Below are 25,544 nucleotides of genomic sequence, written 5' to 3'. Positions count from 1 at the left end.
GCCCTGTTTTTGTTCAAAAAAAAAAAACAACTAAAGCGAACGCTTTAGCTGTTTCCTTTGTTCATATAAGATTGTAAGACGGTCCAAGCTTCATCTTTTCCTAGACCCGTTTCTGATGAAAATTTGATGAGATGATCACCTGGCTCAAGCTCCAGCGTTTCGCGAACTACCTTCAAATGTTTATCCCATTTTCCTTTTGGAATTTTATCTGCTTTTGTCGCAATCACAACAACAGGTATCTCATAATGCTTCGCAAAATCATACATTAAGACATCGTCATTTGTTGGTGGGTGACGTAAATCAACAATGAGAACAACCGCTTTAAGTGGTTCACGCGTTGTTAAATACGTTTCAATCATTTTCCCCCATGCTTCTCTTTCTTTTTTAGATACCTTAGCATACCCATAGCCTGGAACATCCACAAAATACAATAATTCATTAATCAAGAAAAAGTTTAAGGTTTGCGTTTTACCAGGCTTTGATGATGTACGAGCCAATGCTTTACGATTAAGCATTTTATTAATAAACGATGATTTTCCAACATTCGAACGACCTGCCATTGCAAATTCAGGTAAATCCCCTTCAGGATATTGTTCCGGTCTAACTGCACTTATAACTATATCTGCACTTGTTACTTTCATTTTTTCTCCTCGATTAACGCATGTTTTAGGACTTCATCTAGATGTGAAACCGGAACAAATTCCACATCTTCCTTTACACTTTCAGGGATATCTTCAAGATCCTTTTCGTTTTCCTTTGGAAATAGGATTTTTGTTAACCCAGCGCGATGGGCACTTAGTGATTTCTCCTTCAAACCACCAATTGGAAGAACGCGACCTCTTAACGTAATCTCACCTGTCATTCCTACTTCCTTACGAACAGCTCTTCCAGTTAAAGCGGATATTAGAGCAGTTGCAATCGTAATCCCCGCTGAAGGACCGTCTTTAGGAACAGCACCTTCTGGCACGTGAATATGGATATCATTCTTCTCATTAAAATCAGGATCAATTTTTAATTCTTCAGCTTTAGATCGAATATAGCTAAATGCTGCTTGAGCGGATTCCTTCATAACATCACCTAGCTTACCAGTAAGGACAAGCTTTCCTTTACCTGGTGCTAAGGAAACTTCAATTGAAAGTGTATCTCCACCAAATACTGTATAAGCAAGGCCAGTAGCTACACCAACTTGATCCTCAATTTCTGCTTGACCATAGCGAAATACCTGCTTGCCCAAAAATTCTACAACAGTCTTATCTGTGATGATCACACGTTTCTTTTCACCGGACACAATAATTTTAGCTACTTTACGACAGACTTTCGCAATTTGACGTTCAAGTCCGCGAACCCCTGCCTCCCTTGTATAATAGCGAATAATGTTTAACAGGGCATCTTCACGTATTTGCAATTTTCCTTTTGTTAACCCATGCTCTTTAAGCTGTTTTGGCAATAAATGATCTTTGGCAATATGAACTTTTTCAAGCTCTGTATACCCAGCGATTGTGATAATTTCCATGCGGTCACGAAGCGGTCCAGGGATTGTAGCCAAATTATTAGCAGTTGCAATAAACATAACCTTGGATAAATCATAAGGTTCTTCAATAAAATGATCACTGAAATTGAAATTTTGTTCTGGGTCCAATACCTCTAACATCGCTGCTGATGGATCTCCTCTAAAATCACTCGACATTTTATCAATTTCATCTAATAAAAAGACTGGATTGATTGTACCTGCCTTTTTCATTCCTTGAATAATTCGACCAGGCATTGCTCCGACATATGTCCGACGATGTCCCCTAATTTCAGATTCATCACGAACACCTCCGAGCGAAATTCGTACGAAATTTCGTCCAAGAGATTTTGCCACTGATTTAGCTAAAGATGTTTTTCCGACTCCTGGAGGTCCAGCCAAGCACAAAATAGGTCCCTTCAAGGAATTTGTTAACTGTTGCACTGCTAAGTATTCAAGGACTCTTTCTTTGACCTTATCAAGTCCATAATGGTCTTTCTCAAGTATTTCTTCTGCACGATGAATATCTAGACGATCTTCCGTTGCTTTTGTCCATGGCAACACTAAAAGCCACTCAATATAATTACGAATTACTGCACTTTCTGCAGATGTTTGTGGAATCTTTTCATAGCGGTCTAGTTCCTTTAAGGCAACTTCCTTTACATGGTCAGGCATACCTGCTGCTTCAATTTTTTCTTTAAGCGTAGATACCTCACCTGTTTTACCCTCTTTATCTCCTAATTCCTTCTGAATGGCCTTCATTTGTTCACGAAGATAGTATTCTTTTTGGGTTCTTTCCATCGAACGCTTGACACGTTGCCCAATTTTCTTTTCGAGACTTAAAACTTCTTTTTCATTATTTATGATGGTAATCACTTTATTCATTCTCTCACGAACATCAATCGTTTCAAGAATATCCTGTTTTTCTTGAAGTTTAAGAGGAATATGAGAGGCAATGATATCTGCCATTCTTCCTGGTTCTTCAATATCTGTGACAGAAGTGTATGTTTCAGTAGAAATTTTCTTAGAAAGCTTTATGTATTGTTCGAAATACTCAAGCATCATACGCATGAGTGCTTCTGCTTCAACATCTTTGGTCTCGTCTTCTTCAAATGTTTTAACTTTCACTGAATAATAGCTATCATTGTCATAGATATCTTGGATTTCCGCTCTCTTTAGTCCTTCCACTAAAACACGTATTGTCCCGTTTGGAAGCTTAAGCATTTGTTTTACTTGCGTTAATGTTCCTATGTTATAAATATCATCCTTTGTAGGATCGTCAATTGCGACATCTTTTTGGGTAGTTAAAAAAATGATATGGTCTTCTACCATAGCTTTTTCCAATGCTTGCACCGATTTGTCCCGGCCAACATCTAAATGCAAAACCATTGTGGGATAGACAAGCAATCCGCGAAGTGGTAAAAGAGGAACAATGATTTCTTTTTTTCTTGTCATTGTCAACACCTCAAAATTGAATATAGTTCTTAAATGTAAATTTTATCTTATTTGAAAGCTAGTGTCTATTTAAGTGGATTTTCTTTTTAAATAACAGAAATAAAAAAGACCTCGACGCTCCTTTTTAGTATGTCGAAGTCTTTCTATTTTAAACTGACAAGTGGTCAAACTGATTCTGTCTTTGAAAAGCTTGTGGAGGCGGGAATGATTGATTGTTTAGACTGCTTCCCGCGTTCTGGTGTTTCAATTGCGATTTCAAAAACCTGTTCAAGGTTTGTAACCGGAATAATTTCAATTCCTTCAATTTCCTTTAAAATGGATTGCATATTCTCTTCTGGAACGATGACTTTGTTTGCTCCAGCTTGTTTTGCCGCCTTTATTTTCGGAACGACTCCACCAATTGGTTTCACATTCCCATGAATACTGATTTCTCCTGTCATTGCAACCCTATGGTCTACTGGGAACTTGTGAATTGCCGAGTAAATGCCAGTGGCCATTGCAATTCCAGCAGATGGTCCGTCAATTGGAATTCCACCGGGAAAATTAACATGAATATCATAATCATGTGCTGGCACGCCCATTGAACGAAGTACCGTAATCACATTTTCAATCGAGCCCTTCGCCATACTTTTTCTTCGAATTGATTTTCCACGGTCCCCAATGCTTTCTTCTTCCACAATACCCGTTATGTTAATTGTTCCTTTATCTTTGGCAGGAATGACGGTTACCTCAATTTCTAACAAAGCCCCTGTATTCGGTCCATATACTGCTAAGCCGTTTACAAGACCTACTCTTGCGTTTGGATAAATCTTTTTATCGTAACGTGGAGTTAACTGGCTTGAATGAAGCACCCATTCAATATCTTCATCCTTTATAAAATCACGATCCTCTGAAATTGCAATACCCGCTGCGATTTGAACCATGTTGACAACTTCACGCCCATTGCGTGAATAGGATGCAAGTGTAGCTATTCCTTTCTCAGTTGCTTTCATACTCACTTTTTCAAGCGCCTTTCTTGTTACAACTGCTAATTCATCCTGATCCAATTCACGGAAAAAAACCTCAAGACAACGTGAACGAATGGCGGGTGGAAGTTCACTTGGCGTTCTCGTTGTTGCACCAATCATCCGAAAATCAGCAGGTAATCCATTTTTAAAAATATCATGTATATGTGTAGGGATTTGCGTATTTTCCTCGCTGTAATAGGCACTTTCAAGAAATACTTTGCGATCCTCTAACACTTTAAGCATTTTATTCATTTGAATCGGGTGTAGCTCTCCAATTTCATCGATGAATAATACACCACCATGAGCATGTGTTACAGCACCAGGCTTTGGTTGTGGAATACCAGCTTGCCCCATTGCCCCTGCACCTTGATAAATCGGGTCATGAACAGAGCCAATTAAAGGATCAGCAATTCCACGTTCATCAAATCTTGCAGTTGTTGCATCTAATTCCACAAAAACAGCTGATTGCTTAAAAGGAGACTTTGCATTTTTTTTTGCTTCCTCCATCACTAGTCGAGCTGCTGCTGTTTTCCCAACTCCAGGTGGTCCATAAATGATGACATGCTGCGGATTTGGTCCACATAATGCGGCCTTTAATGACTTAATCCCGTCTTCTTGGCCAACGATATCTGAAAAACTAGTTGGTCGTACTCGCTCAGCTAGAGGTTCTGTTAAGGAAATAGATCTCATTTTCCGAAGTTGTTCCATTTCTTTTCTAGACTCTTTATCTATAGAAACCTTTTGAGTTCGCTGGTTTTTAAGGAGATTCCAAAAATAAAGCCCGATAATTACTCCAAAGAATAGCTGTACGAATAAAACAATACCTGTCCAACTCATATTATTCCTCCTGCTCGAAAGATAAACTCGCTATTTCTATTATCTCCTGAGTAAAGGTGGAATAAACCATTTTTGACGGATTTTTGAATCGACATTTCATTATATTTCTGAACTAAAAATAGGTATTAACCGATAAGCAAAACCAATTTCATACAAATAATACAATTTTATCTAGTAATTTTGAACTATTTAAAAAAATCGGATTACCTGTAAGATATAAATTGTGTATAAAAGGGAGTGAAAAAATGAATAAAAAATGGATACTTTTAGCTATTACTGCATCTTTTCTTATTATCGGTGGCTGTTCAGAAAAAGAGATGAAGCCACAAGATTCTTCACAAGAGCAGGAGATTCATAAAAACGATTCTGAAACCGTGACAGACAAAGATACTGAAACAATCGCTCAGGTGGAAGTAAAGGACTCTGAAAATAGAATTGATGAAAAGGAAATCGAAGAAATTAGGAGAATTTCCATCCCCGACTCTATAGAAGGTTTTCAAAGCCAACAAGCAGGGATTTTCACAACAGATATTCTATTTGAGGAAGAAACTAAGCAAATATGGGGAGACTTTGGACTTGGAAATTATGAGGAAGATTTAACGAATAAACTCGCAGCATTTACTTCGGAAACAAATGATCCAACAGAAATTCTAAAAGCCCTGCATTACTATCTTGGCAGCAATGCATTTAATCGTTCAATTTCAGAAGTTAAAGATTTCGGTATTACTTGGTATGAACCTTATTTGCCTGAACCAGAAGAGATGCAAAGTGGACTAGAAAAGAAAACTCAGGCTCCAAGTGAAGTCTATATTTTACTTGATGCAAGTGGAAGTATGTATGGAAAAGTTCAGGGAATGCAAAAAATGACCATCGCAAAGAGGGCAGCAAGTCGTTTTGCTTCAACAATCGGAAATGAAAAGGATATTTCACTGGTTGTCTATGGACATGCTGGTTCGAATCAGGAAAAAGATAAACAGCTTTCTTGTTCAAAAATAGAAGATGTATACCCCCTTCAAAAATTCAACCCAGAAACGTTTTCAGAAGCAGTAAATACGGTTCAGGCAAGGGGATGGACACCGCTTGCAGGTGCAATAGATTTTGTACATAAAAAAACTGAAAACTCGTCTAATAATGTGACTTTATACATCATTAGTGATGGTATCGAAACTTGTGATGGAGATCCTGTTGCAGCCGCAAAAGCATTCGCTGATCAACAAGCTAATCAATCCGTTAATATAATTGGATTCGATGTAGATGCAGAGAGTGAAAATCAACTTAAAGAAGTTGCAAGTGCTGGAAATGGGGAGTACATTTCTGCTAATACAATTGAAGAACTTGATAATTCTATTACAAAGAAATGGGTACCTTCTTTTCAAGAAATAATGAGTAAATCCAATTCCCTTCTTAAGCATTGGGGTCAAATGAATGATGCCATGAGAGATAGAGAAAAATTAGCAAGTAATTTTTACTATGCGGCAACTAATGAAAGAAGTAGATTCATTTCTGCTATGCATATTATGCGTTCTGAAAAAATGATTACACCTGAAATATATGATGAATTAATAAAAGCTGTGGATGCAAAATGGAACCTTAGTGGCAAACTAAAAAATGAATTGAGTACCGAAAACAGCGAAAAAGCAGAGGCTGAACGCCAAGAAATAATTCAGAAAGTAAGCGACTGGACTAGTCGTATGAATGAATTACGTAAATCTCAATAAAAAAATCCCGAGGCATATCATTGCCTCGGGATTTTCGTGTTATGCGGAGATTTCAGTATTTTCAACAATCGTTCCATCATCCAAAAGGAGCTTTGGTGATGTATTTTTAGAAACTGTTTCCGCTGTAATGATACATTTTTTTATATCATCTCTTGATGGAAGATCGAACATCACATCAAGCATGATTCCTTCTATAATGGAGCGTAATCCACGTGCTCCCGTTTTCCGTTCAATGGCTTTTTTCGCAATTTCTATAAGGGCATCCTCTTCGAATTCTAACTCAACTTCATCTAACTCAAGCATTTTCTGATATTGCTTCACTAGGGCATTTTTAGGCTTCGTTAAAATTTCAACTAATGCTTCCTCATCAAGTGGCTGAAGGCTCGCAATGACTGGTAGACGACCAATAAATTCAGGAATTAATCCAAACTTTAATAAATCCTCAGGTAATGATCTAGAAAGTAGTGATTTTTGGTCTAATTCTTCTTCCACAATATTTGAACCAAATCCAATTACTTTTTTACCGAGACGACGTTTTATAATCTGTTCAATTCCATCAAATGCTCCACCAACAATAAACAAGATGTTTGTCGTGTCAATTTGAATAAATTCTTGATGTGGATGCTTTCTTCCACCTTGTGGAGGCACACTTGCCACAGTTCCTTCAAGAATTTTTAAGAGTGCTTGCTGTACACCTTCACCGGAAACATCTCTTGTGATCGATGGATTTTCCGATTTACGTGCTACTTTATCGATTTCATCGATATAAATAATGCCTTTTTCAGCTTTCTCCACGTCATAGTCAGCAGCTTGGATTAACTTTAGAAGAATATTTTCTACATCTTCTCCAACATAACCAGCTTCTGTTAAAGAGGTTGCATCAGCTATTGCAAATGGCACATTTAAAATACGAGCTAGTGTTTGAGCAAGTAATGTTTTACCACTACCAGTAGGTCCAATCATACAAATGTTACTCTTAGACAATTCAACATCATCAATTTTGCTGTTTGAATTGATACGCTTATAGTGGTTATACACAGCAACAGCTAAGGATTTCTTTGCTGAGTCTTGACCAATTACATATTCATCTAGAATTTCTCTTATTTCTTTTGGTTTTGGTACGTCTTTAAATTCAACTTCTTCTTCTGTACCTAATTCCTCTTCAACGATTTCAGTACAAAGCTCGATGCATTCATCACATATATAAACGCCAGGTCCTGCAACTAGTTTACGTACCTGATCTTGCGTTTTACCACAAAAAGAACACTTAAGTTGCCCTTTTTCATCGTTAAATTTAAACATTATGTCACCCCTTATTTGTTTCTTCTCTCTACAATAAGCCAAATTTCTATTTACCTAGGCTGTCTTGTTTGAACTTAGGCCCCATACCATCAGTTCGAAATTTCTAATTAGTTATGTATTGCACATTGTACCATATTTCTTCTTCAGTATGGTAATAATTAAACTCATCTTATTATGTAAGTATGTTTGATTGGAAAACGCCAGTGAAACGTGTAAACTTCGCCCTCCTTTTAAGTGTTCCCAGATTCGTTAGAATAAAACTACTACATATGTACTACTTCCATGTTTTGGGTATAAAACAAGGCACGATCATATCGCGCCTTGATATTCCCTTATTTAATATTATGCAACACTTTTGCTATTTTCTACAAGAAAATCGATTGCTTTTCTAATTTTTAAATCTTCACTTACTCCATCTAAGCCACCAAGCATTTGCTTAAGCTCATCAACAGATACTCCGTACATAGTAGACATGCTTTCAAGCTCTGTATTAATTTCTTCCTCAGAAACCTCGATGTTTTCAGCTTTAGCAATTGCTTCTAGTGTTAAGTTAACACGAACACGTTTGCCAGCATCTTCTTTCATTTGATCACGTAATGCATTTTCATCTTGACCTGAGAATTGGAAGTATAGGTCAAGATTCATACCTTGCATTTGTAAACGTTGTTCGAATTCACGAAGCATGCGGTCTAGTTCAGTATTAATCATAGCTTCTGGAATATCAATTTCTGCATTTTCAGATGCTTTTTCGATTAATGTATCTTTAAGGCCATTTTCAGCTTCACGTTTTTTAGTTTCTTCTAAACGAGTTCTTGTTTTAGCTTTTAGTTCTTCTAATGTTTCAACTTCATCGTCTACATCTTTTGCAAACTCATCATCTAATTCAGGAAGTTCTTTTCCTTTGATTTCGTGAACTTTTACTTTAAATGTTGCTGGCTTACCTGCTAGATTTTCAGCATGGTACTCTTCAGGGAATGTAACTTCTACATCTTTTTCAGCTCCAGCAGCAATACCAACTAATTGTTCTTCGAAGCCTGGGATGAATGAGCCTGAACCAATTTCTAATGAATAGTTTTCAGCTTTTCCACCTTCGAATGCTTCTCCATCAACGAAGCCTTCGAAATCAAGTACAACAGTATCTCCGTCTTCTACAGTGCCTTCTTCTTTAACAACAAGTTCTGCATTGCGCTCTTGTAATTGCTTGATTTCTGCATTAACTTCTTCATCAGTAACAGTATCATCAAGTTTTTCAACTTCTAGACCTTTGTAGTCGCCAAGTTTAACTTCCGGCTTAACAGTTACTTTTGCAGTGAAAATAAGGTTTTTACCTCTTTCAATTTGCTCAACGTCAACTTCTGGACGATCAACTGGCTCAATTCCAGTTTCTTGAATTGCACTTTCGTATGCATCTGGAAGAATAATATCTAATGCATCTTGGTACAATGATTCAACTCCAAAACGCTTTTCGAACATTCCACGAGGCATTTTACCTTTACGGAATCCAGGTACGTTAACTTGTTTAACTACCTTTTTAAATGCATCATCAAGTCCTTTGTTAAATGTTTCAGCGTCAACCTCTATAGTTAAGACACCTTGGTTTCCTTCTAATTTTTCCCACTTTGCAGACATAATTCTTTCCCTCCAACTATCTATTTACTAACTATTTTTTCCGATATGTAAATTTGATAACTATTACCATATGTCGGTAAACTAGCATTTTACAACCATTATATTATAACATAGAATAATCACCTTTCAACCTATAGAAAATGATTATGTTGTTAGAAAGTTTACCCAACTAAGCTATATTATAAAATGTTGATTTCTATTATTTTATTCAATATTAGAAAAACGTTCTACTTTTTCTAGCTTATCCAAGGTGTGTTTTAGTTCAAACAAACTTACTCCATAGATTTGCTCTATTTTCTGATTCTCTATTTCCATTCCATGTAATTCAGCGCTATGTAAATGTAGAGCTGCTGCATACATGGCAGGTTTCTCATCCTCCAATGTGAAAGGATAGAGAACAAAAAGATGCTGAAGCCAAATTTCTTTTGCTGTTTCATAAAGGGTAGGATTTTCATTTTGCAATTGCTCATCTAAAATAGATAGAACCTTATTTGTAAAAGGAGACATCGATGGGTCAACAAGCTTTGCTGGGTTCACCTTTGTTGTCTCTCCAAATTTCTCCACCTCTATCTCCTCATTCACCTGATTTGTAACAAGGAGCTGGATTATGATTGTTTTCACAACTGGATGTTTCTCAGGTATAGTTAAAAACGGAACAAGAAGATCAAGGTATTTTCGTATATTTAGTTCCTTCAAGGACTGAATAACGGCAATTTGGTTTCCAATCATTCCTTCATTATATAAGATGTGTTGAAGCTGATCCCTTACTTCCTCATTCGAGAATTCAGCTTCTTTTTCCGCCCCATCCGTAACAAGCATTCGTTTACTTAGTTCAAGTAATTGAGATAGATTATCCACGTATTCAGGAGGTATGGCATCCTCATCAAGCACTGCCTGAATCGTAGTTTTGACTTCATCATATTCTCCGAGTTGGATAAGGATTGTCACATAAATTTGCAGCACGTGAAAATAATCGCCGACATCTTCTTTTAACATAATTAAGCAATTCTCTTTTGCTTGCTCCAATTCCCCTAATTCAAAGAGACAAATAACAATTCCTAGCTCTATTTCATGGTTACCTTTTTCAAGCTCCTTGGCCTGTTTCAATAAGCTAAGCGCCTCATTAAATTTTTTATTTGTTAAAGCTTCAAGTCCTTTTTCCATCAATCTTTCTTTGAGCTTAGGAAAAGGAATAATTTTTTCCTGTTTCTTACCTTTTGGCTGTTTATCCATAGAGTTTTTCCAACCCCAAATTCATTTTTCTACTTGAGTAATAAGTGTACCAATGTAAAAAAGAGAAAACAATAGGATGTTTCTTTGGTTGAAAAAAATTGTAGACAAAGCCGAAATGACTTTGTCTACAATTCTAGTTCGCAGTTTTCAGTTCGTGTTCTTTAATTTGTTGCTCATAGGCTAGTGTTTTATCAATCTCATCCCAACCATTGATCAACATTTCCTTCCAATGGGAATCAATTGAGAATTTTGTTTTGAAACCTTTTGAATCAATAATTGTTTGTTCCTCTAAAGAAACAGTGCATTCAAAATTAGCATCATTTGCTTCCTTTAAAAGATACTCAATTATACTTTTTTCTAAAACGATTGGTAGCATTCCGTTCTTCAGACAATTATTATAGAAAATATCTGCAAAAGAAGGAGCTAGAATTGCCTTAAATCCATAGTCTTGTAAAGCCCATGGCGCATGCTCACGTGAAGAACCACATCCAAAGTTTTCATTCACAACAAGGATGGATGCACCTTCATTTTCCTTACGGTTTAATTCAAAATTTGGATTTGGGCTTCCATCAGCCTCAAATCGCCAATCGAAAAAGGCATATTTTCCAAACCCAGTTCTTTCAATACTCTTTAAAAATTGCTTTGGAATAATTTGGTCTGTATCGACATTGCTTCGATCCATTCCGGCAACTTTTCCTGTATGTGTAATAAATGGTTCCATTATTATGCCTCCTCTCCTGCTGCTACTTTCCGGATTTTACGTACATCTACGAATTTCCCATAAATCGCTGCAGCAGCTGCCATTGCTGGACTCACCAAGTGTGTACGAGCTCCTTTACCTTGTCGACCTTCAAAGTTACGATTAGATGTGGAAGCACATCTTTCACCAGCAGGTACTACGTCAGGGTTCATGCTTAGGCACATGCTACATCCAGCATCGCGCCATTCAAAGCCTGCTTCACGGAATACATCTGCAAGACCTTCTTGTTCTGCTTGTAGTTTAACTTGTTGTGAGCCTGGAACGACTAAAGCACGTACTTTAGGTGATACTTTTTGTCCACGAATAATATCTGCCGCTTCACGTAAATCACCAATTCGTGAGTTTGTACAAGAACCAATAAATACATGCTGAATGTCAATCTCGTTAATTGGAGTACCTGGAGCAAGATCCATATATTCATAGGCACGCTCTGCAGATTTTCTGTCCACTTCTTTTTTGAAATCCTCAGGGAATGGAACTGTATCATCGATTGTTACACTCATAGATGGGTTTGTCCCCCATGTAACAGTTGGTAAAATTTCTTCAGCATGAATCTCTAGTACAGTATCGAAAACTGCACCTTCATCAGTTGCAAGTTGCTTCCATCTTTCGACAGCCTCATCAAATTCAACTCCAGATGGGCTATGTTTTCTTCCTTTTAAGTAAGAGAATGTTGTTTCATCTGGGCTGATTAAACCAGCCTTTGCTCCACCTTCTATGGACATATTACAAATAGTCATTCTTTCTTCCATTGACATACTTCGAATCGCTTCACCAGTATATTCAACGACATGTCCTGTTCCAAAATCAATTCCAAATTTGCGGATAATCGATAAAATGACATCCTTTGCATAAACACCAGGTGATAGAGTTCCAACTACATTTACTTGCATGGTTTTAGGCTTTTGTTGCCATAATGTTTGGGTAGCGAGAACATGTTCAACCTCACTTGTCCCAATCCCAAACGCTAAAGCACCAAATGCACCATGAGTAGATGTATGACTATCTCCACATACAATTGTTTTTCCTGGTTGTGTTAATCCAAGCTCAGGTCCAATTACGTGAACAATCCCTTGATCAGGGCTGTAAAGGTCGGCTAATGGAACATTAAATTCCTTACAGTTTCTTTCCAATGCATTCATTTGTTTCGCCGCTATTTCATCCTTTGTTTGGAAGCGATCACTTGTTGTAGGAACATTATGGTCCATTGTTGCAAACGTTAAATCAGGTCTTCTAACTTTTCTATTTTTCAAACGTAATCCTTCAAAAGCTTGCGGAGAAGTTACTTCATGGACAAGATGTAGGTCAATATAAAGTAGACTTGGTTTCCCCTCTTCATGATTGATAACGTGCTGATCCCATATTTTTTCAATAATTGTTTTCGGTGCCATTAGTATCTCCATCCTCCTTTTTCACTTTTTTGAAAAGACAAGCTCGGTATTAAACCGAGCTATCTAGTGAGTCATGCTATGCGATTTTCAAAAGAATTTTTATGCATAAGCAGACATTATATTAGAAATCGCCCCATCTTCAACTAAGGCCTCTTTAACTTTTTCTACCATTTCAGTTGTTGAAATAGCTCTTTGTTGTGAATCCGCAATATCTGCAGTTCGGTACCCGGATGCTAATACATCATCTACCGCTTTTTCCACTGCTTTTGCTTCTTCCTCTAATCCTAATGATAAACGTAAAAGCATTGCTGCCGATAAAATCGTTGCGATTGGATTCGCAATATCCTTACCAGCAATATCCGGTGCAGAGCCGTGAATTGGTTCGTATAAACTTGGTCCATCAGTAGATAAACTTGCTGAAGGAAGCATTCCGAGTGATCCTGTTAGCATTGATGCTTCATCACTTAAAATATCTCCAAACATATTTTCAGTTACAATGACATCAAATTGTCTTGGATTTCGGATAAGTTGCATCGCAGCATTATCCACAAGCATATGCTCTAATGTTACATCTGGATAAGATACAGCCACTTCTTCAGCAACCTCACGCCACATTCTGCTAGATTCTAATACATTTGCTTTATCCACAGAAGTTACTTTCTTCTTTCTTGAAATCGCCATTTCAAATGCTTTCTCAATGATACGCTTCATTTCAGAACGCTTATAGGATAGAGTGTCAACAGCTGCTTCCTCGCCATCCTCGATTGTTCTTCCACTTGGCTTTCCGAAGTAAAGACCACCAGTAAGCTCTCTTACAATGACGAAATCGGCATTTTCGATGACTTCTTGTTTAAGCGGAGATGCATCTAGCAAACTATTAAAACAAGTTACTGGTCTTACATTGGCGTATAAATTCAATGCTTTTCGAATTTGTAATAATCCTTTTTCAGGGCGTAAATGTGGAGGATTTGTATCCCATTTCGGTCCTCCAACTGCCCCTAGTAATACCGCATCACTTTGTTTACATACTTCCAGTGTTTCCGCAGGAAGAGGAGTGCCTTCAGTGTCTATAGCTACACCACCTATTAAAGCGTGTTGAAATGTAAACTCGTGATTGTATTGTTCGGCAATAGCCTTCAACACTTCGATTGCCCCTTTAGTTACTTCTTTACCTACGCCATCACCTTGAAGTACGGCAATACTTTTCTTCATTCTGACTCCTCCTCTTTATTTCGTTGCACACTGAAAATAGTAGATAATTCTTATACTCCAACTTTTTCAAGTAATTTCTTATTCTTTTCCACGGCTAGCAATCTATTTACTGCATTTACGTACGCTCTAGCGGAGGCTTCTAACACATCTTGTGCAGAGCCTCTACCACTGCTGTCTGCATTGTTGTGTCTTACTTTAACAAAAACTTCAGCAAGTGCATCTCGTCCTGCGCCCACAGATTGGATTCGGTAATCATCTAGAGTTATAGAAATACCGAAGCATCGCTCAAGAGTGTTATAAAGTGCTTCAACACTTCCTGATCCTGTTGCAGCCTCTTGAATTTGGTTGCCATCGCGATCTGTTAAAGTAATGGTTGCAGTAGGGATTTGGTTTGTACCGTATTGTACTTGCATTGAAGTCAATTGATACATATCCTCTACATTTGCTACCTTTTCATCAACTAATAATGTCACTAAATCATCGTCAGTGATTTCTTTCTTTTTATCTGCTAAATCTTTAAATAGCTTAAATACGCGGTTAACTTCTGCGTCATCTAATGAATATCCTAATTCAAAAATACGATTGCGGAATGCGTGTCGACCAGAATGCTTCCCAAGTACCATTGAATTAGATTTAACCCCAACTAATTCCGGTGTAATAATTTCATACGTCGTTTTTTCCTTTAACACACCATCTTGGTGAATACCTGATTCATGTGCAAAAGCATTTTTTCCGATTACAGCTTTGTTTGGAGGAACAATCATACCAGTTAATTTGCTAACTAAATCACTTGTACGCTTGATTTCATCCAGCTTTAATCGTGTATTTGCTTGGTAGAAATCTTGACGAATATGCAAAGCAACTGCAACTTCTTCAAGTGAAGCATTACCTGCTCTTTCACCAATTCCATTAATCGTTCCTTCTACCTGTAAAGCGCCATGCTCTACGGCTGATAATGAGTTGGAAACAGCCATTCCAAGATCATCGTGACAGTGAGTTGAAAGGATGACCTTATCAATATTCGGCACGTTATTTAGTAAATAAGTAAACATTTTTCCATACTCTTCGGGAGCACCATAACCAACTGTATCTGGTAGATTAATCACATTTGCTCCTGCATCAATTACTTCTTTTATGATTTTCGCTAAGAAGTCTAAATCACTTCGGCTGGCATCCTCTGCTGACCATTGGATGATTGGGAAGAATTTTGATGCATATTTGACACTTTCTACTGCTGATTGAATAACTTGCTCAGGTGTCTGTTTAAGCTTATATTTCATATGAATTGGGGATGTAGCGATAAAGGTGTGGAGACGAGGTTCCGCTCCACCCTTTAATGCTCCCCAAGCAGCATCGATATCACTTTTTACTGCTCTAGCTAAACCCGTTACAGAAACATTTTTGATGGTTTCAGCAATTTGTTTAACTGACTGAAAATCACCTTCAGAGGCAGCTGGGAATCCGGCCTCCATAACATCCACATTGAGTCGTTCCAGCTGCTTTGCAATTTCAAGTTTTTCGTGTAGGTTTAAGTTAACTCCAGCAGACTGTTCTCCATCTCTTAATGTAGTGTCAAAAACATTAATTTTCCGCACGGGCACCCACCACTTCTTTCGCTTGTCTTTGCTTAACAAACGGCATCATTGCACGAAGCTTCTTACCTACAACTTCAATTTGATGTTCAGCTTCAATTTTATTAATTGCATTGAATTCTGGACGGTTTGCTTGGTTCTCAAGGATCCAGCCTTTAGCAAATTTACCTGTTTGAATATCTTTTAATACTTCTTTCATTTCTGCTTTCACACTGTCATTTACGATACGTGGTCCAGTTACGAAATCTCCCCACTGAGCTGTGTCAGAGATTGAATATCTCATTCCAGCTAAACCTTCTTCGTACATTAAATCAACGATAAGTTTTAATTCATGTAAACACTCAAAGTATGCAACTTCTGGTTGGTATCCAGCTTCTACTAATGTTTCGAATCCTGCTTTAACTAATGCAGTAGTACCGCCACATAAAACTGCTTGTTCACCGAATAGATCTGTTTCAGTTTCTTCTTTAAATGTAGTTTCTAGAACACCCGCTCTAGCTGCTCCAATACCTTTTGCATATGCAAGTGCAATTTCTTTTGCATTTCCAGTTACGTCCTGCTCAATCGCAATTAGTGCTGGAACTCCTGCACCTTCACTAAATGTACGACGTACAAGATGTCCTGGACCTTTTGGTGCTACTAGGAATACATCTACAAAGCTAGGAGGTACGATTTGGCTAAAGTGAATGTTAAATCCATGTGCAAATACTAATGAATTTCCTGGCTTTAATCCTGGTTCAATTTCTTCCTTATAAACCTTTGGTTGATTTTCATCTGGAAGTAAAACCATTACAACGTCTGCTTGCTCAGCAGCTTCGCGAACTGAATATACTGGAAGACCATCATTTTTCGCTTGTTCAAAAGACTTTCCTTGACGAAGACCAACAATTACATCAACGCCACTCTCACGCAAGTTTTGTGCATGTGCATGCCCTTGTGAACCATAACCAATAATAGCAACCTTCTTATTTTCTAAAGCAAATTCATTAACATCTCCGTTATAATATACCTTTGTCATTTTAAAATCTCTCCCTTATTAGAATTAAATAATATATAGTAATGTGATTAAAACCCTTAAAGTTGATGTTCAAAAAGTCCGATGAATATGACGCATCGAATTTCTTCGTTGGCTTGTTTTTCCGGTGCTCACGTATTAACTGCATACGCTCCGCTCCTCAAAACTGCACCGCCTAGAAATTCTCGGTCCTCTTCATCCTCCTTTTGAACTCGTATTTAAACGATAGAAAAATTCTTTGAATTTGAAGCTATTTTTTGGTTACCTCTAGTGAAAGCTGTTGTGCCCGTACGGGCAACTTCTTTGATGCCATATGGCTTTAAGAGGTCAATTAAAGCTTCTATCTTTTCTGATTCGCCTGTTACTTGAATAACTAGGCTTTCCTTACTTACATCAATAATAGATGCCCGGAAAGGATCTATTAAGCTATAAATCTCATTTCTATTTGATGGACTGGATGCTACCTTAATGAGAGCTAACTCTCTTGCCACAATGGCTTGATTTGTAATATCCATGACCTTAATAACATCGATTTGCTTGTTTAATTGTTTTGTAATTTGTTCAACTACGGTCTCCTCATCTACATGAATCACAAATGTCATCCGCGAGAGCCCCTCAGTTTCGGAATGACCCACTGTAATACTTTCAATATTGTAATTACGTTTTGTTAAGAGGCCAGTGATTCGATTTAGGACACCTGCACGGTTATTTACTAGTAATGTAATGATTCTTTTCACAGCTTTACACCTACCATTTCGTGATGACCCTTTCCAGCTGCAACCATTGGGTAAACATTTTCGAAAGGCGTCACACTAAAGTCCATAAGAACTGGTCCCTCATATTCAAGCGCTTCTTTCATCACTTGCTCTGCTTCTTGTTCATTAGAAGCTTTCAATCCCTTAATTCCATATGCATCAGCTAGTTTCATAAAATCTGGCTGATTAGGAATTAAAGAATGTGAGTATCTTTCATTATAGAAGAGTTGTTGCCATTGTCTTACCATTCCTAAAGCTTTATTGTTAACAATAATAATTTTAATTGGAAGATTTAGTTCTTGGATAACTGATAGCTCTTGTGAAGTCATCTGAAATCCACCATCTCCTAGAATAGCCACAACCGTTGATGATTTTTCAGCTAACTGCGCTCCAATACTTGATGGTAAGCCGAAGCCCATTGTCCCTAACCCACCTGAGGTTACCCATCGATTTGGCTTTGTGAAATGATAGTACTGAGCGGCCCACATTTGGTGCTGACCGACGTCAGTCGTAACAATCGCTTCGCCTTTTGTATATTTATAAATTAGTTCAACTAATTTTTGTGGCTTTAGTTCATCCTCTGAAGGTTTATAAACAAGTGGATACTCAGCCTTCCATCCAGCTAGTTTTTCTCTCCATACTTGTGAGTCTCCAGGCTTACCGTTTTGGTGAATTAAGCTTTTCAGAACTTCTTTTGCATCCCCTACAACAGGAATTTTTGTAGGTACGTTTTTCCCGATTTCTGCAGGGTCAATATCGATATGTGCGACTGTTGCGTTTGGAGCAAAATGTTTTAGATTTCCAGTAACTCGGTCATCGAATCTAGCCCCAATACTGATGAGTAGGTCACATTCGTGTAAAGCCATGTTCGCTGTATATGTTCCGTGCATTCCGGCCATTCCGAGAAACAATGGATGATCTGCAGGGAATCCGCCTAAGCCTAAAAGTGTATGTGCTAAAGGGATCTTTTGTTGTTCAACATATTCTTTTAACTCTTTTGCTGCTTTTGCAAATATTACCCCTGCACCTGCAAGAATAACAGGCTTTTTCGCTTGGCTAACCGCTTCAACTAGTTTACGAATTTGTAAATGGTTCGGTTGAATTGTTGGCTGATAACCTGGTAACTGAATTTCTTGGTCATAATCAAATTCTGCTTCTTTTGATGTCATATCTTTTGGGATATCAATTAATACAGGTCCTGGTCTTCCAGAAGTAGCGATATAAAATGCTTCTTTAATAATCTTTGGCAGGTCTTTAACATCCCTAACCTGGTAACTATGCTTTGTGATTGGCATTGTTATTCCAAGTACATCCGCTTCTTGGAAAGCATCAGAACCAATTACTGTTGAAGCAACCTGACCTGTAAATACAACAAGTGGAATTGAATCAATCATTGCATCTGCTAATCCAGTGACTATGTTTGTAGCCCCCGGTCCAGAGGTAGCAATAACGACACCTGGTTTCCCTGAAATTCTCGCATACCCTTCAGCTGCATGTATTCCACCTTGTTCATGTCTAGTTAAGACATGAAAAATACCTGAATCATATAAACTATCATAAATATTAAGTACCGCACCGCCAGGATATCCAAAAATAACTTCTACGTTTTCCCTTTTTAATGCTTCGATTAGCATTTGGGAACCATTCATTTTCGTAGAAGCTTCGGTTTGTTCTTCCACTTTTGCATTTACGCTCATTTTTCCTTACATCCCTTCCTTTGTTTAATAAAAAAATAAAATGCCATTCCACCCACTAGACCAATTTCTTGGTCGAAGGGGCGGAAAGGCATTTATCACTTTCCACGGTACCACCCTTGTTCGCGATCTAAAAGATCGCCTTGAGGAACAACATTTGTTGTTCATTTTGATAACGGGTGAGCTGTAACCAAACACCCGGTTAGCCCTACTAAAGAATTTCAAGCTAACACTCTGAGGTGAGTTCATCTAACGGGATAACACCGGCTTCCACCATTACCGGCTCTCTGTTGATATCGTAACGTAAGATTACTTATCCTCTTCAACGTTTATGAATATTTAAAATTTTCACTCTACATCTTTAAAAGTTTTATGCGGTCAATGTGACTTTAATACCTAAAAACTTAAACGCTTTACACTATTGAAAACTAAGGTACAAAAAATAATCCAAATCCATGAACTCCCATCTTCTTAACGATGATGGAGTACTAATGTTAGGACCTTCTCATGTTTTCAATTCACTTATTAAATTTTCATTTATTTGTGAAAATATTTTATATTAGAGCCTATATTACTCTCATTTTTTATAAGAGTCAACACCATTTTAGTGAATTGTTAGATTATTTTGATTTACCAAACTAACTGTACGCGCTTACAACTTTGAAATGATGCGGTTTTTAGAATTGAAAAAATTTCTCGAAAAATTTGTGAACGAAAGATAGGTGTTGAGTGAGGTTTGGGGTAAATTTATTTATTGAAGGATCTGTGAGATTAATGAGGAAAAATAAAAAACACTTCGATTCATTTTATGAAAAGAAGTGTTTGTGATTGATTATGTAATATGGCAATACAACATATGTAGTTTCTCATGGAAGGTCACGATAATCATTAGCGAGATGTACATTCTGAACCTGTTGATTCTTTGGAGTATCAACTCTCAAGGTTAAGGATTTATTACCTTTTTGGGGATCAAAATAATAACATTCGTCTGTGTTAGGGCAATAAATACAATAAACATCAATTTCTTGTTTATTGGTTTCTTTAGTAACAACTCCCTTACTATTACAATAAGAAGAGCGAAACCTCACTTCCAACACACCATTCCGATTCAATTCTCTATACTTAACCTGTACTCTCTTAAATTCTTGATTTTTATAAATTACCAAATCAAAAGCAGCATGTTCTGTATGAGGTATTAAAATCATATATCCCTTTTGGTGCAAATCGACTTGTGCCTTTAAAACTCCTAAATCTCCTTTTTGTTTAGTATGGTGTTCCATATAATCACCCCAATGGAGATTGTAAATTCTAACGCTATCCCGAACGTATATTCTTATCTCTAAATTAGAATATCATACATTAATATTAAATTCCAAACAAAAAACCTCTTAAAGCGAAATTGTTAATTGATTCTTTAACATTTCGACATAAGAGGCTATAATGGTATGATTCTTTGTTTATGTAATATGGCGTCCCAGGAGAGATTCGAACTCCCGACCGACGGCTTAGCTTACCACTATGACTTTCGCCACCAACTTTTGTTGTTTGTAGTCTGGACTATATCTTCACCATTTCAGGTGCGACACGTGTAGTCTCTACGGAACCTCACGATAACCATTACTGATTATTCTTTGGAGTTTCTACCATCAATTGCTTGATCATTCAAATCTCCTTGGTCTTTGAAAAGACGTAAGTTTCCTCGGTATTACCATCAGCTTAACACTGTTAAGGCTTCACCGATATAGTGTCGTCCACTCTATAAGTTATTGTTTCCCTATAGAGGCTCCTATTCTTGAAGGCCGTTGCTCTATCCTGCTGAGCTACTGGGACATTGTTATTAAGTTATTATGTAGTTCAGTAAGCCACTACTTCATTTGCTATAACCTGTTCCTTCCTCTCCTAGAAAATTCAAGGATGCTAATGCGTTGGAACAAAGCTACACATATGCAATTCAAGATGTTTACGCTTTGCTGAGCTACTGGGACATATTATGTTTTTTTGTCGTTAACTCATTAGCGACATTTTTTATTATATCCAGATAGGAATCCGATGTCAACACTTTTTCAAGAAAAATTTTCTAAAGGGAGTAAATTTTACTCCCTTAGCTATTGTATCATAAATTTTGCTTCGTTGATAACTCCTCAATTACATTACCATCACTATCGTAAAAAACAACATTTGCTTGTTTGTCAACAATCTCTAATATAACATATGTTTTTTCACTACGCATTCTCGGCAAACGAATACTACCAGGGTTGATAAACAAAATATCATCAATCATTTCAGCACCAGCAATATGTGAATGTCCAAAACATGCAATTGATGCACCTGCTTCTTGTGCACGATATTTAAGATTCATTAATGTCATCTTCACATTGTACAAATGACCATGTGTTAGATAAACTTTTACCCCATTTAAGAGTATATTCATATCATTAGGAAAGTTCGAGTCAAAATCACAGTTTCCTCGCACCGCTGAAAATCCACTCATTTCCTCAGATTGTGAAGAAAGCTCAGAATCCCCAAGATGGAGCATAAATTCCACATCATTTTTATGGCGTTCCTTTATGTCGAGTAATTCCTTTGTTAACCCATGGCTGTCACTTATAATTAGAACCTTCATCTTTGAAACTCCTTGCGATCTTTTAGAAGCTTGTCCAGCTTTTTTAGCGCATTCCCCCGATGACTGATTTGATTTTTCTCGTCTTTTGACAACTCAGCCATTGTTTTGCCTTTGTCAGGCACAAAGAAAATTGGGTCATAGCCGAATCCATTTTCCCCTACAGGTTCCTCTTTTATAATTCCTTCACAAGTTCCCTCAACGATTTCGGTTTCTTCACCTGGAATAGCTAACGCTAGTGCACAATGGAATCTGGCTGTCCTTTTTTCATTCGGAACCCCTTTAAGCTCATCCAAAACTTTATTTAGATTATCAAGATCATTTTTATGTTCACCTGCATACCTTGCCGAATAAACGCCAGGTCTGCCATCAAGATAGTCGATTGCAAGACCGGAATCATCTGCAATAACAGGTATGTGTAGTTTTTTAGCAATTGAGTCAGCTTTTATTTGTGCATTTTCAGCAAATGTTACACCAGTCTCCTCAACATCCTCAATGTTTGGATAATCGAGTAAGGACTTCACCTCTATACCTTGTCTCGCAAATAAGTCTTTAAATTCTTTGACCTTCCCGCTATTTTTGGTAGCAATCATGATTTCCTTCACTTACAAGTCCTTCTTTCCAATTAAGTTTGCTAAATCACCTAATGCATCTTTCTGAACGTGAATCAATTCATTAATTCCTGTTTCGGCTAGTTCCAATAGGGTTTGTAATTGTTTACGCGAAAAAGTAGATTCTTCACCCGTTCCTTGGAGTTCTACAAATTTACCTGAACCTGTCATTACAACATTCATATCCACATTTGCAGTTGAATCTTCTATGTAATTCAAATCAAGAATTTCCCCTTTTTCAGGGTCGATTCCTACCGAAATGGCAGCTAGAAAATCTGTAATTGGAAATGAATTCATTTTTTTATTGTGATAGATTTTATGTACAGCAAGAACCATTGCGACAAAAGCGCCAGTTATTGATGCAGTTCTTGTACCTCCGTCAGCTTGGATGACATCACAATCAATCCAAATCGTTTTTTCACCAAGCAGTTCGAGATTTACAACAGATCTAAGTGCACGTCCAATTAGACGCTGAATTTCCATCGTTCTCCCTGAAATTTTCCCTTTACTCGATTCGCGGATATTTCTTTGTTCAGTAGCCCTTGGAAGCATTGAATATTCCGCTGTGATCCATCCTTTGCCAGACCCTCTCATAAACGGTGGTACCCTGTCTTCAATGCTTGCATTACAAATGACTTTCGTATCACCAACCTTAATTAAAACAGATCCTTCTGGATGTTTTATATAGTTCATTTCAAGCTGAATCGGTCGTAATTGATTATGTAATCGTCCGTCAATTCTCAAAAAACAAACCCCCTGTCTTCCACTAAAGGTGGACTCCACTAGCCCAACCATTCTTTATATAGTATAGCAAAATTTTGCTTTTCTATCGTCCTGCAAAAGAAAAGGATGTGAACGATGTCCACATCCAAATTTTTTAGAAACTACCTGTATTCACGTTTGCAGGACGAGTTACTGGTTCAGTTAAAGATTTTCCATCCTCAGTAACAACATCTTCTTTACCATTAACTGTTATCGCGACACTTTTCACTTCAGGTTGCTCAGTTAAGGATAATACCAACGAGTTTATTACATGCTTTGAAATCATGTTCTCTTCGAAACTTCCAAAAATCGCTTCATTGAAGTCAAGTGTTACTTTTCCATCTTCCATTTTTGCCCCTAAAAGTTTTACATCTTGATGAATGTCGCTAATTAAATTTGAACCCATGTCCGGTCCATTGATAAGCGCGTTCACCACTGCACTAACATTGTCATCTCCAGTATTTTCTATACGCTTCGTCACTGGAACATAGTATTCGCCTTCTTCATTTTGCACAAAGAAATAGAGAGTCACAGGACGACTGTTTGTAATGTCGACAACACCACTGTTATCAATATTAATCCCATCAGCTCTACTTAAGTCTGCTGGAATTGGAGTACCATCAACAGGCATTTCATCTAATACATAACCATTCACACTGATTACAACGTTATTCACATTATCGAATTGGGTTAATGTATACGTAATGGCTTGTAAAATTTTCGCTTCGTCCTCTGGATTATAGGTTCCAAATTCCTTCGAGAAGTCAGCCGTAATAGTTCCATCCTTCAAGTTCACATCCACAACCGTATCCTGTGGAATAACCGCTCTGAATCCGTCTGGTAAAATTTCATTTAACGGTCCACCCGCTACTAAATACTCAAGAACTTGTCTTGCTGCCGCATCCTCCTTTGGTAAATCAACAGTGTATGGGACAACAAGTCCATTCTCATCAATCAGATATAGGTCACGTTTTACTGTTTCAGTAGCCGCTTCTTCCTGATCAGTTGCTTCATTAGCTGGGTTTTCCCCTTTTGCTACTGTTTCATCAACCGCTTCATTTTGTGGTGGATCCATTTGTTTTGCTTCTTCCTTCCCACCAAATAAACCACATCCTGAAAGTAACACTGTTGACGTAACCACTGTGGCAGCTATTGCAGATTTAGTTATTTTACGCATTCTTTTCCCTCCTAAGGCAGTTTGTACTACTATGTATACGAGCCCTATTTTCAAATTAGACCGCTTTTTAGTGAAAAAAATGGACAAAATGTTTCAGTTTTAGAAGGGAATCGATTGTAAAAATAGAATAGAAGATTTAAAATAATTGTGAAACTAAGAAAGGAAGTGTTGCTTTTGATCATTAAAGCTCGTACCGAACCACCTGAATTAGAATTATTAAGATTCCTCAGAGGACGAAAGGAAGTTTCCGAGAAAATCGAGAATAAAATCATTACTCTCGAAAAAGGATATATTGGTGAAACAATGTTTGATCAACGTTTGGAAAGGGATCTCCCTCTTAATTGCCTTGTCATCAATGATTTATATCTAGAAACAAACAACACTCATTACCAAATTGATTCAACCCTTACCTCCCATAACAAAATTCACATTTTTGAGGTAAAAAACTTTGAAGGAGATTATGTAATCAATGGGGATCGTTGGCAAAGTTTATCCTCAGGAAAAGAGATCAAAAACCCCTTGCTGCAGCTTTCACGAAGTCAATCTCTCTTTAGACAATTGCTCCATCAGCTTGGATCCAACCTCACAGTTGAAGGTCACCTCGTCTTTATAAATCCAGAATTTTACCTCTATCAAGCTTCACCCAACCTGCCGATTATTTTTCCATCTCAACTTACACGATTTATAAATAATTTAAATACACAATCTTCTCATTTAGTGGAGAAACATCATATATTGGCAAAAAAGCTCCTGTCACTACATATTAAGAAGTCTCCTTTTTCATTACTGCCTACATATCGTTTTGATAAACTGGAAAAAGGGATTTTGTGTTCAGTGTGTTGGAGTGGGTTTATGGTAAGTGGGAATCAACATAAGTTGATATACAAAAAATGCGGTAGTGTTGAAGAAATGGAGATAGCAGTATTAAGGAGCGTAAAAGAATTAAAACTCCTTTTTCCTGATATGAGAATTACAACGAAGACTATTTTTGATTGGTGCAATACTGTTAAGGATAAAAGAACAATCAGAAAGGTTCTTGCAAACAACTACAATTATGTTCCATTGGGAAAATATTCATATTATGAGTTTAAAGAGTGATTCTGGGGTTTCTACATAGTTGCAGTATGCTTTTTCTTTCGGTTCTGAAGATATCTGTATATCTCATTCTTGCGGTACATATTTTTCCTGTTTTCCTTCGAGCATGTACCAATAGGCTTTTCTTGCGGTACACAGATTACCCTTTTTTCTGCCAAGCGTGTACCGCTAA

At 37.4% G+C, this 25,544-nt stretch carries 20 protein-coding genes and 1 other annotated feature; of the genes, 2 read left to right on the top strand and 18 right to left on the bottom strand.

Annotation, left to right across the window (positions count from 1 at the left end):
* Positions 1-44: 44 nt before the first annotated feature.
* The 3 genes from yihA to lonB all read right to left on the bottom strand — a co-directional run bounded on the left by yihA (position 45) and on the right by lonB (position 4,806).
* The gene (yihA, locus tag V7112_RS04535; RefSeq protein WP_335416062.1) at positions 45-641 is read right to left on the bottom strand and encodes a ribosome biogenesis GTP-binding protein YihA/YsxC; all 597 of its coding nucleotides are present in this window, start codon (positions 639-641) and stop codon (positions 45-47) included.
* Entirely contained in the window at positions 638-2,962 is a 2,325-nt protein-coding gene (lon, locus tag V7112_RS04530; protein WP_335416059.1) for an endopeptidase La, read from the bottom strand. Before lon ends, yihA begins: the two co-directional genes overlap by 4 nt.
* A 164-nt stretch (positions 2,963-3,126) precedes the next feature.
* Positions 3,127-4,806, bottom strand: coding sequence for an ATP-dependent protease LonB (lonB, locus tag V7112_RS04525; RefSeq protein WP_335416056.1), 1,680 nt, complete (start codon positions 4,804-4,806; stop codon positions 3,127-3,129).
* Between the two features lie 245 nt (positions 4,807-5,051).
* Between lonB and V7112_RS04520 the strand changes: the two genes are divergently transcribed.
* Positions 5,052-6,524, top strand: coding sequence for a VWA domain-containing protein (locus V7112_RS04520; RefSeq protein WP_335416052.1), 1,473 nt, complete (start codon positions 5,052-5,054; stop codon positions 6,522-6,524).
* Positions 6,525-6,563: 39 nt separating this feature from the next.
* Here the strand turns inward: V7112_RS04520 and clpX are convergent, their stop codons facing one another.
* From clpX to V7112_RS04445, 15 genes are all read right to left on the bottom strand, one after another.
* The gene (clpX, locus tag V7112_RS04515; RefSeq protein ID WP_335416049.1) at positions 6,564-7,826 is read right to left on the bottom strand and encodes an ATP-dependent protease ATP-binding subunit ClpX; all 1,263 of its coding nucleotides are present in this window, start codon (positions 7,824-7,826) and stop codon (positions 6,564-6,566) included.
* A 342-nt stretch (positions 7,827-8,168) separates the two neighbouring features.
* Entirely contained in the window at positions 8,169-9,455 is a 1,287-nt protein-coding gene (gene tig / locus V7112_RS04510; protein ID WP_335416042.1) for a trigger factor, read from the bottom strand.
* Positions 9,456-9,659: 204 nt separating this feature from the next.
* The gene (locus V7112_RS04505; protein ID WP_335416039.1) at positions 9,660-10,688 is read right to left on the bottom strand and encodes a tetratricopeptide repeat protein; all 1,029 of its coding nucleotides are present in this window, start codon (positions 10,686-10,688) and stop codon (positions 9,660-9,662) included.
* Positions 10,689-10,821: 133 nt separating this feature from the next.
* Positions 10,822-11,409, bottom strand: a complete 588-nt coding sequence (leuD, locus tag V7112_RS04500; RefSeq protein WP_335416037.1) for a 3-isopropylmalate dehydratase small subunit — start codon at positions 11,407-11,409, stop codon at positions 10,822-10,824.
* A 2-nt stretch (positions 11,410-11,411) separates the two neighbouring features.
* Positions 11,412-12,839 carry a 3-isopropylmalate dehydratase large subunit gene (gene leuC, locus V7112_RS04495; protein ID WP_335416034.1) on the bottom strand — a complete coding sequence of 476 codons (1,428 nt, stop codon included), beginning with the start codon at positions 12,837-12,839 and terminating at the stop codon, positions 11,412-11,414.
* A 99-nt stretch (positions 12,840-12,938) separates the two neighbouring features.
* The gene (gene leuB, locus V7112_RS04490) at positions 12,939-14,051 is read right to left on the bottom strand and encodes a 3-isopropylmalate dehydrogenase (protein WP_335416029.1); all 1,113 of its coding nucleotides are present in this window, start codon (positions 14,049-14,051) and stop codon (positions 12,939-12,941) included.
* Positions 14,052-14,101: 50 nt separating this feature from the next.
* The gene (locus tag V7112_RS04485; RefSeq protein WP_335416027.1) at positions 14,102-15,646 is read right to left on the bottom strand and encodes a 2-isopropylmalate synthase; all 1,545 of its coding nucleotides are present in this window, start codon (positions 15,644-15,646) and stop codon (positions 14,102-14,104) included.
* A complete protein-coding gene (gene ilvC / locus V7112_RS04480; RefSeq protein ID WP_335416023.1) occupies positions 15,633-16,661 on the bottom strand; it encodes a ketol-acid reductoisomerase in 1,029 nt (342 codons plus the stop codon). Before ilvC ends, V7112_RS04485 begins: the two co-directional genes overlap by 14 nt.
* A gap of 215 nt (positions 16,662-16,876) precedes the next feature.
* A complete protein-coding gene (gene ilvN, locus V7112_RS04475) occupies positions 16,877-17,395 on the bottom strand; it encodes an acetolactate synthase small subunit (protein WP_335416020.1) in 519 nt (172 codons plus the stop codon).
* Positions 17,392-19,110, bottom strand: a complete 1,719-nt coding sequence (gene ilvB / locus V7112_RS04470; protein ID WP_335416017.1) for an acetolactate synthase large subunit — start codon at positions 19,108-19,110, stop codon at positions 17,392-17,394. The genes ilvN and ilvB overlap by 4 nt, the downstream gene beginning before the upstream one ends.
* A 73-nt stretch (positions 19,111-19,183) precedes the next feature.
* Positions 19,184-19,442: a binding site (T-box leader), on the bottom strand.
* Between the two features lie 531 nt (positions 19,443-19,973).
* On the bottom strand, positions 19,974-20,387 hold the full coding sequence (locus V7112_RS04465) for a group I intron-associated PD-(D/E)XK endonuclease (protein ID WP_335416013.1): 414 nt from the start codon (positions 20,385-20,387) through the stop codon (positions 19,974-19,976).
* Between the two features lie 833 nt (positions 20,388-21,220).
* Positions 21,221-21,730 carry a metallophosphoesterase family protein gene (locus V7112_RS04460; RefSeq protein ID WP_335416011.1) on the bottom strand — a complete coding sequence of 170 codons (510 nt, stop codon included), beginning with the start codon at positions 21,728-21,730 and terminating at the stop codon, positions 21,221-21,223.
* Positions 21,727-22,332 (bottom strand): XTP/dITP diphosphatase, encoded by a 606-nt coding sequence (locus V7112_RS04455; RefSeq protein WP_335416009.1) that lies wholly within the window; start codon positions 22,330-22,332, stop codon positions 21,727-21,729. Before V7112_RS04455 ends, V7112_RS04460 begins: the two co-directional genes overlap by 4 nt.
* On the bottom strand, positions 22,333-23,082 hold the full coding sequence (gene rph / locus V7112_RS04450; protein WP_335416006.1) for a ribonuclease PH: 750 nt from the start codon (positions 23,080-23,082) through the stop codon (positions 22,333-22,335).
* A 133-nt stretch (positions 23,083-23,215) separates the two neighbouring features.
* Entirely contained in the window at positions 23,216-24,277 is a 1,062-nt protein-coding gene (locus V7112_RS04445; RefSeq protein WP_335416003.1) for a GerMN domain-containing protein, read from the bottom strand.
* Positions 24,278-24,442: 165 nt separating this feature from the next.
* On the opposite strand from V7112_RS04445, the gene V7112_RS04440 reads away from it, so the two are divergent.
* Positions 24,443-25,375, top strand: a complete 933-nt coding sequence (locus V7112_RS04440) for a nuclease-related domain-containing protein (RefSeq protein ID WP_438823858.1) — start codon at positions 24,443-24,445, stop codon at positions 25,373-25,375.
* Positions 25,376-25,544 lie beyond the last annotated feature (169 nt).

The sequence above is a fragment of the Bacillus sp. JJ1566 genome, from assembly GCF_036962685.1.
In the GTDB taxonomy this organism is placed as follows: domain Bacteria; phylum Bacillota; class Bacilli; order Bacillales; family Bacillaceae_L; genus Ferdinandcohnia.
Note: the sequence above shows the minus strand (reverse complement) of the source record. Positions and strands in the feature narration are given on the sequence as shown.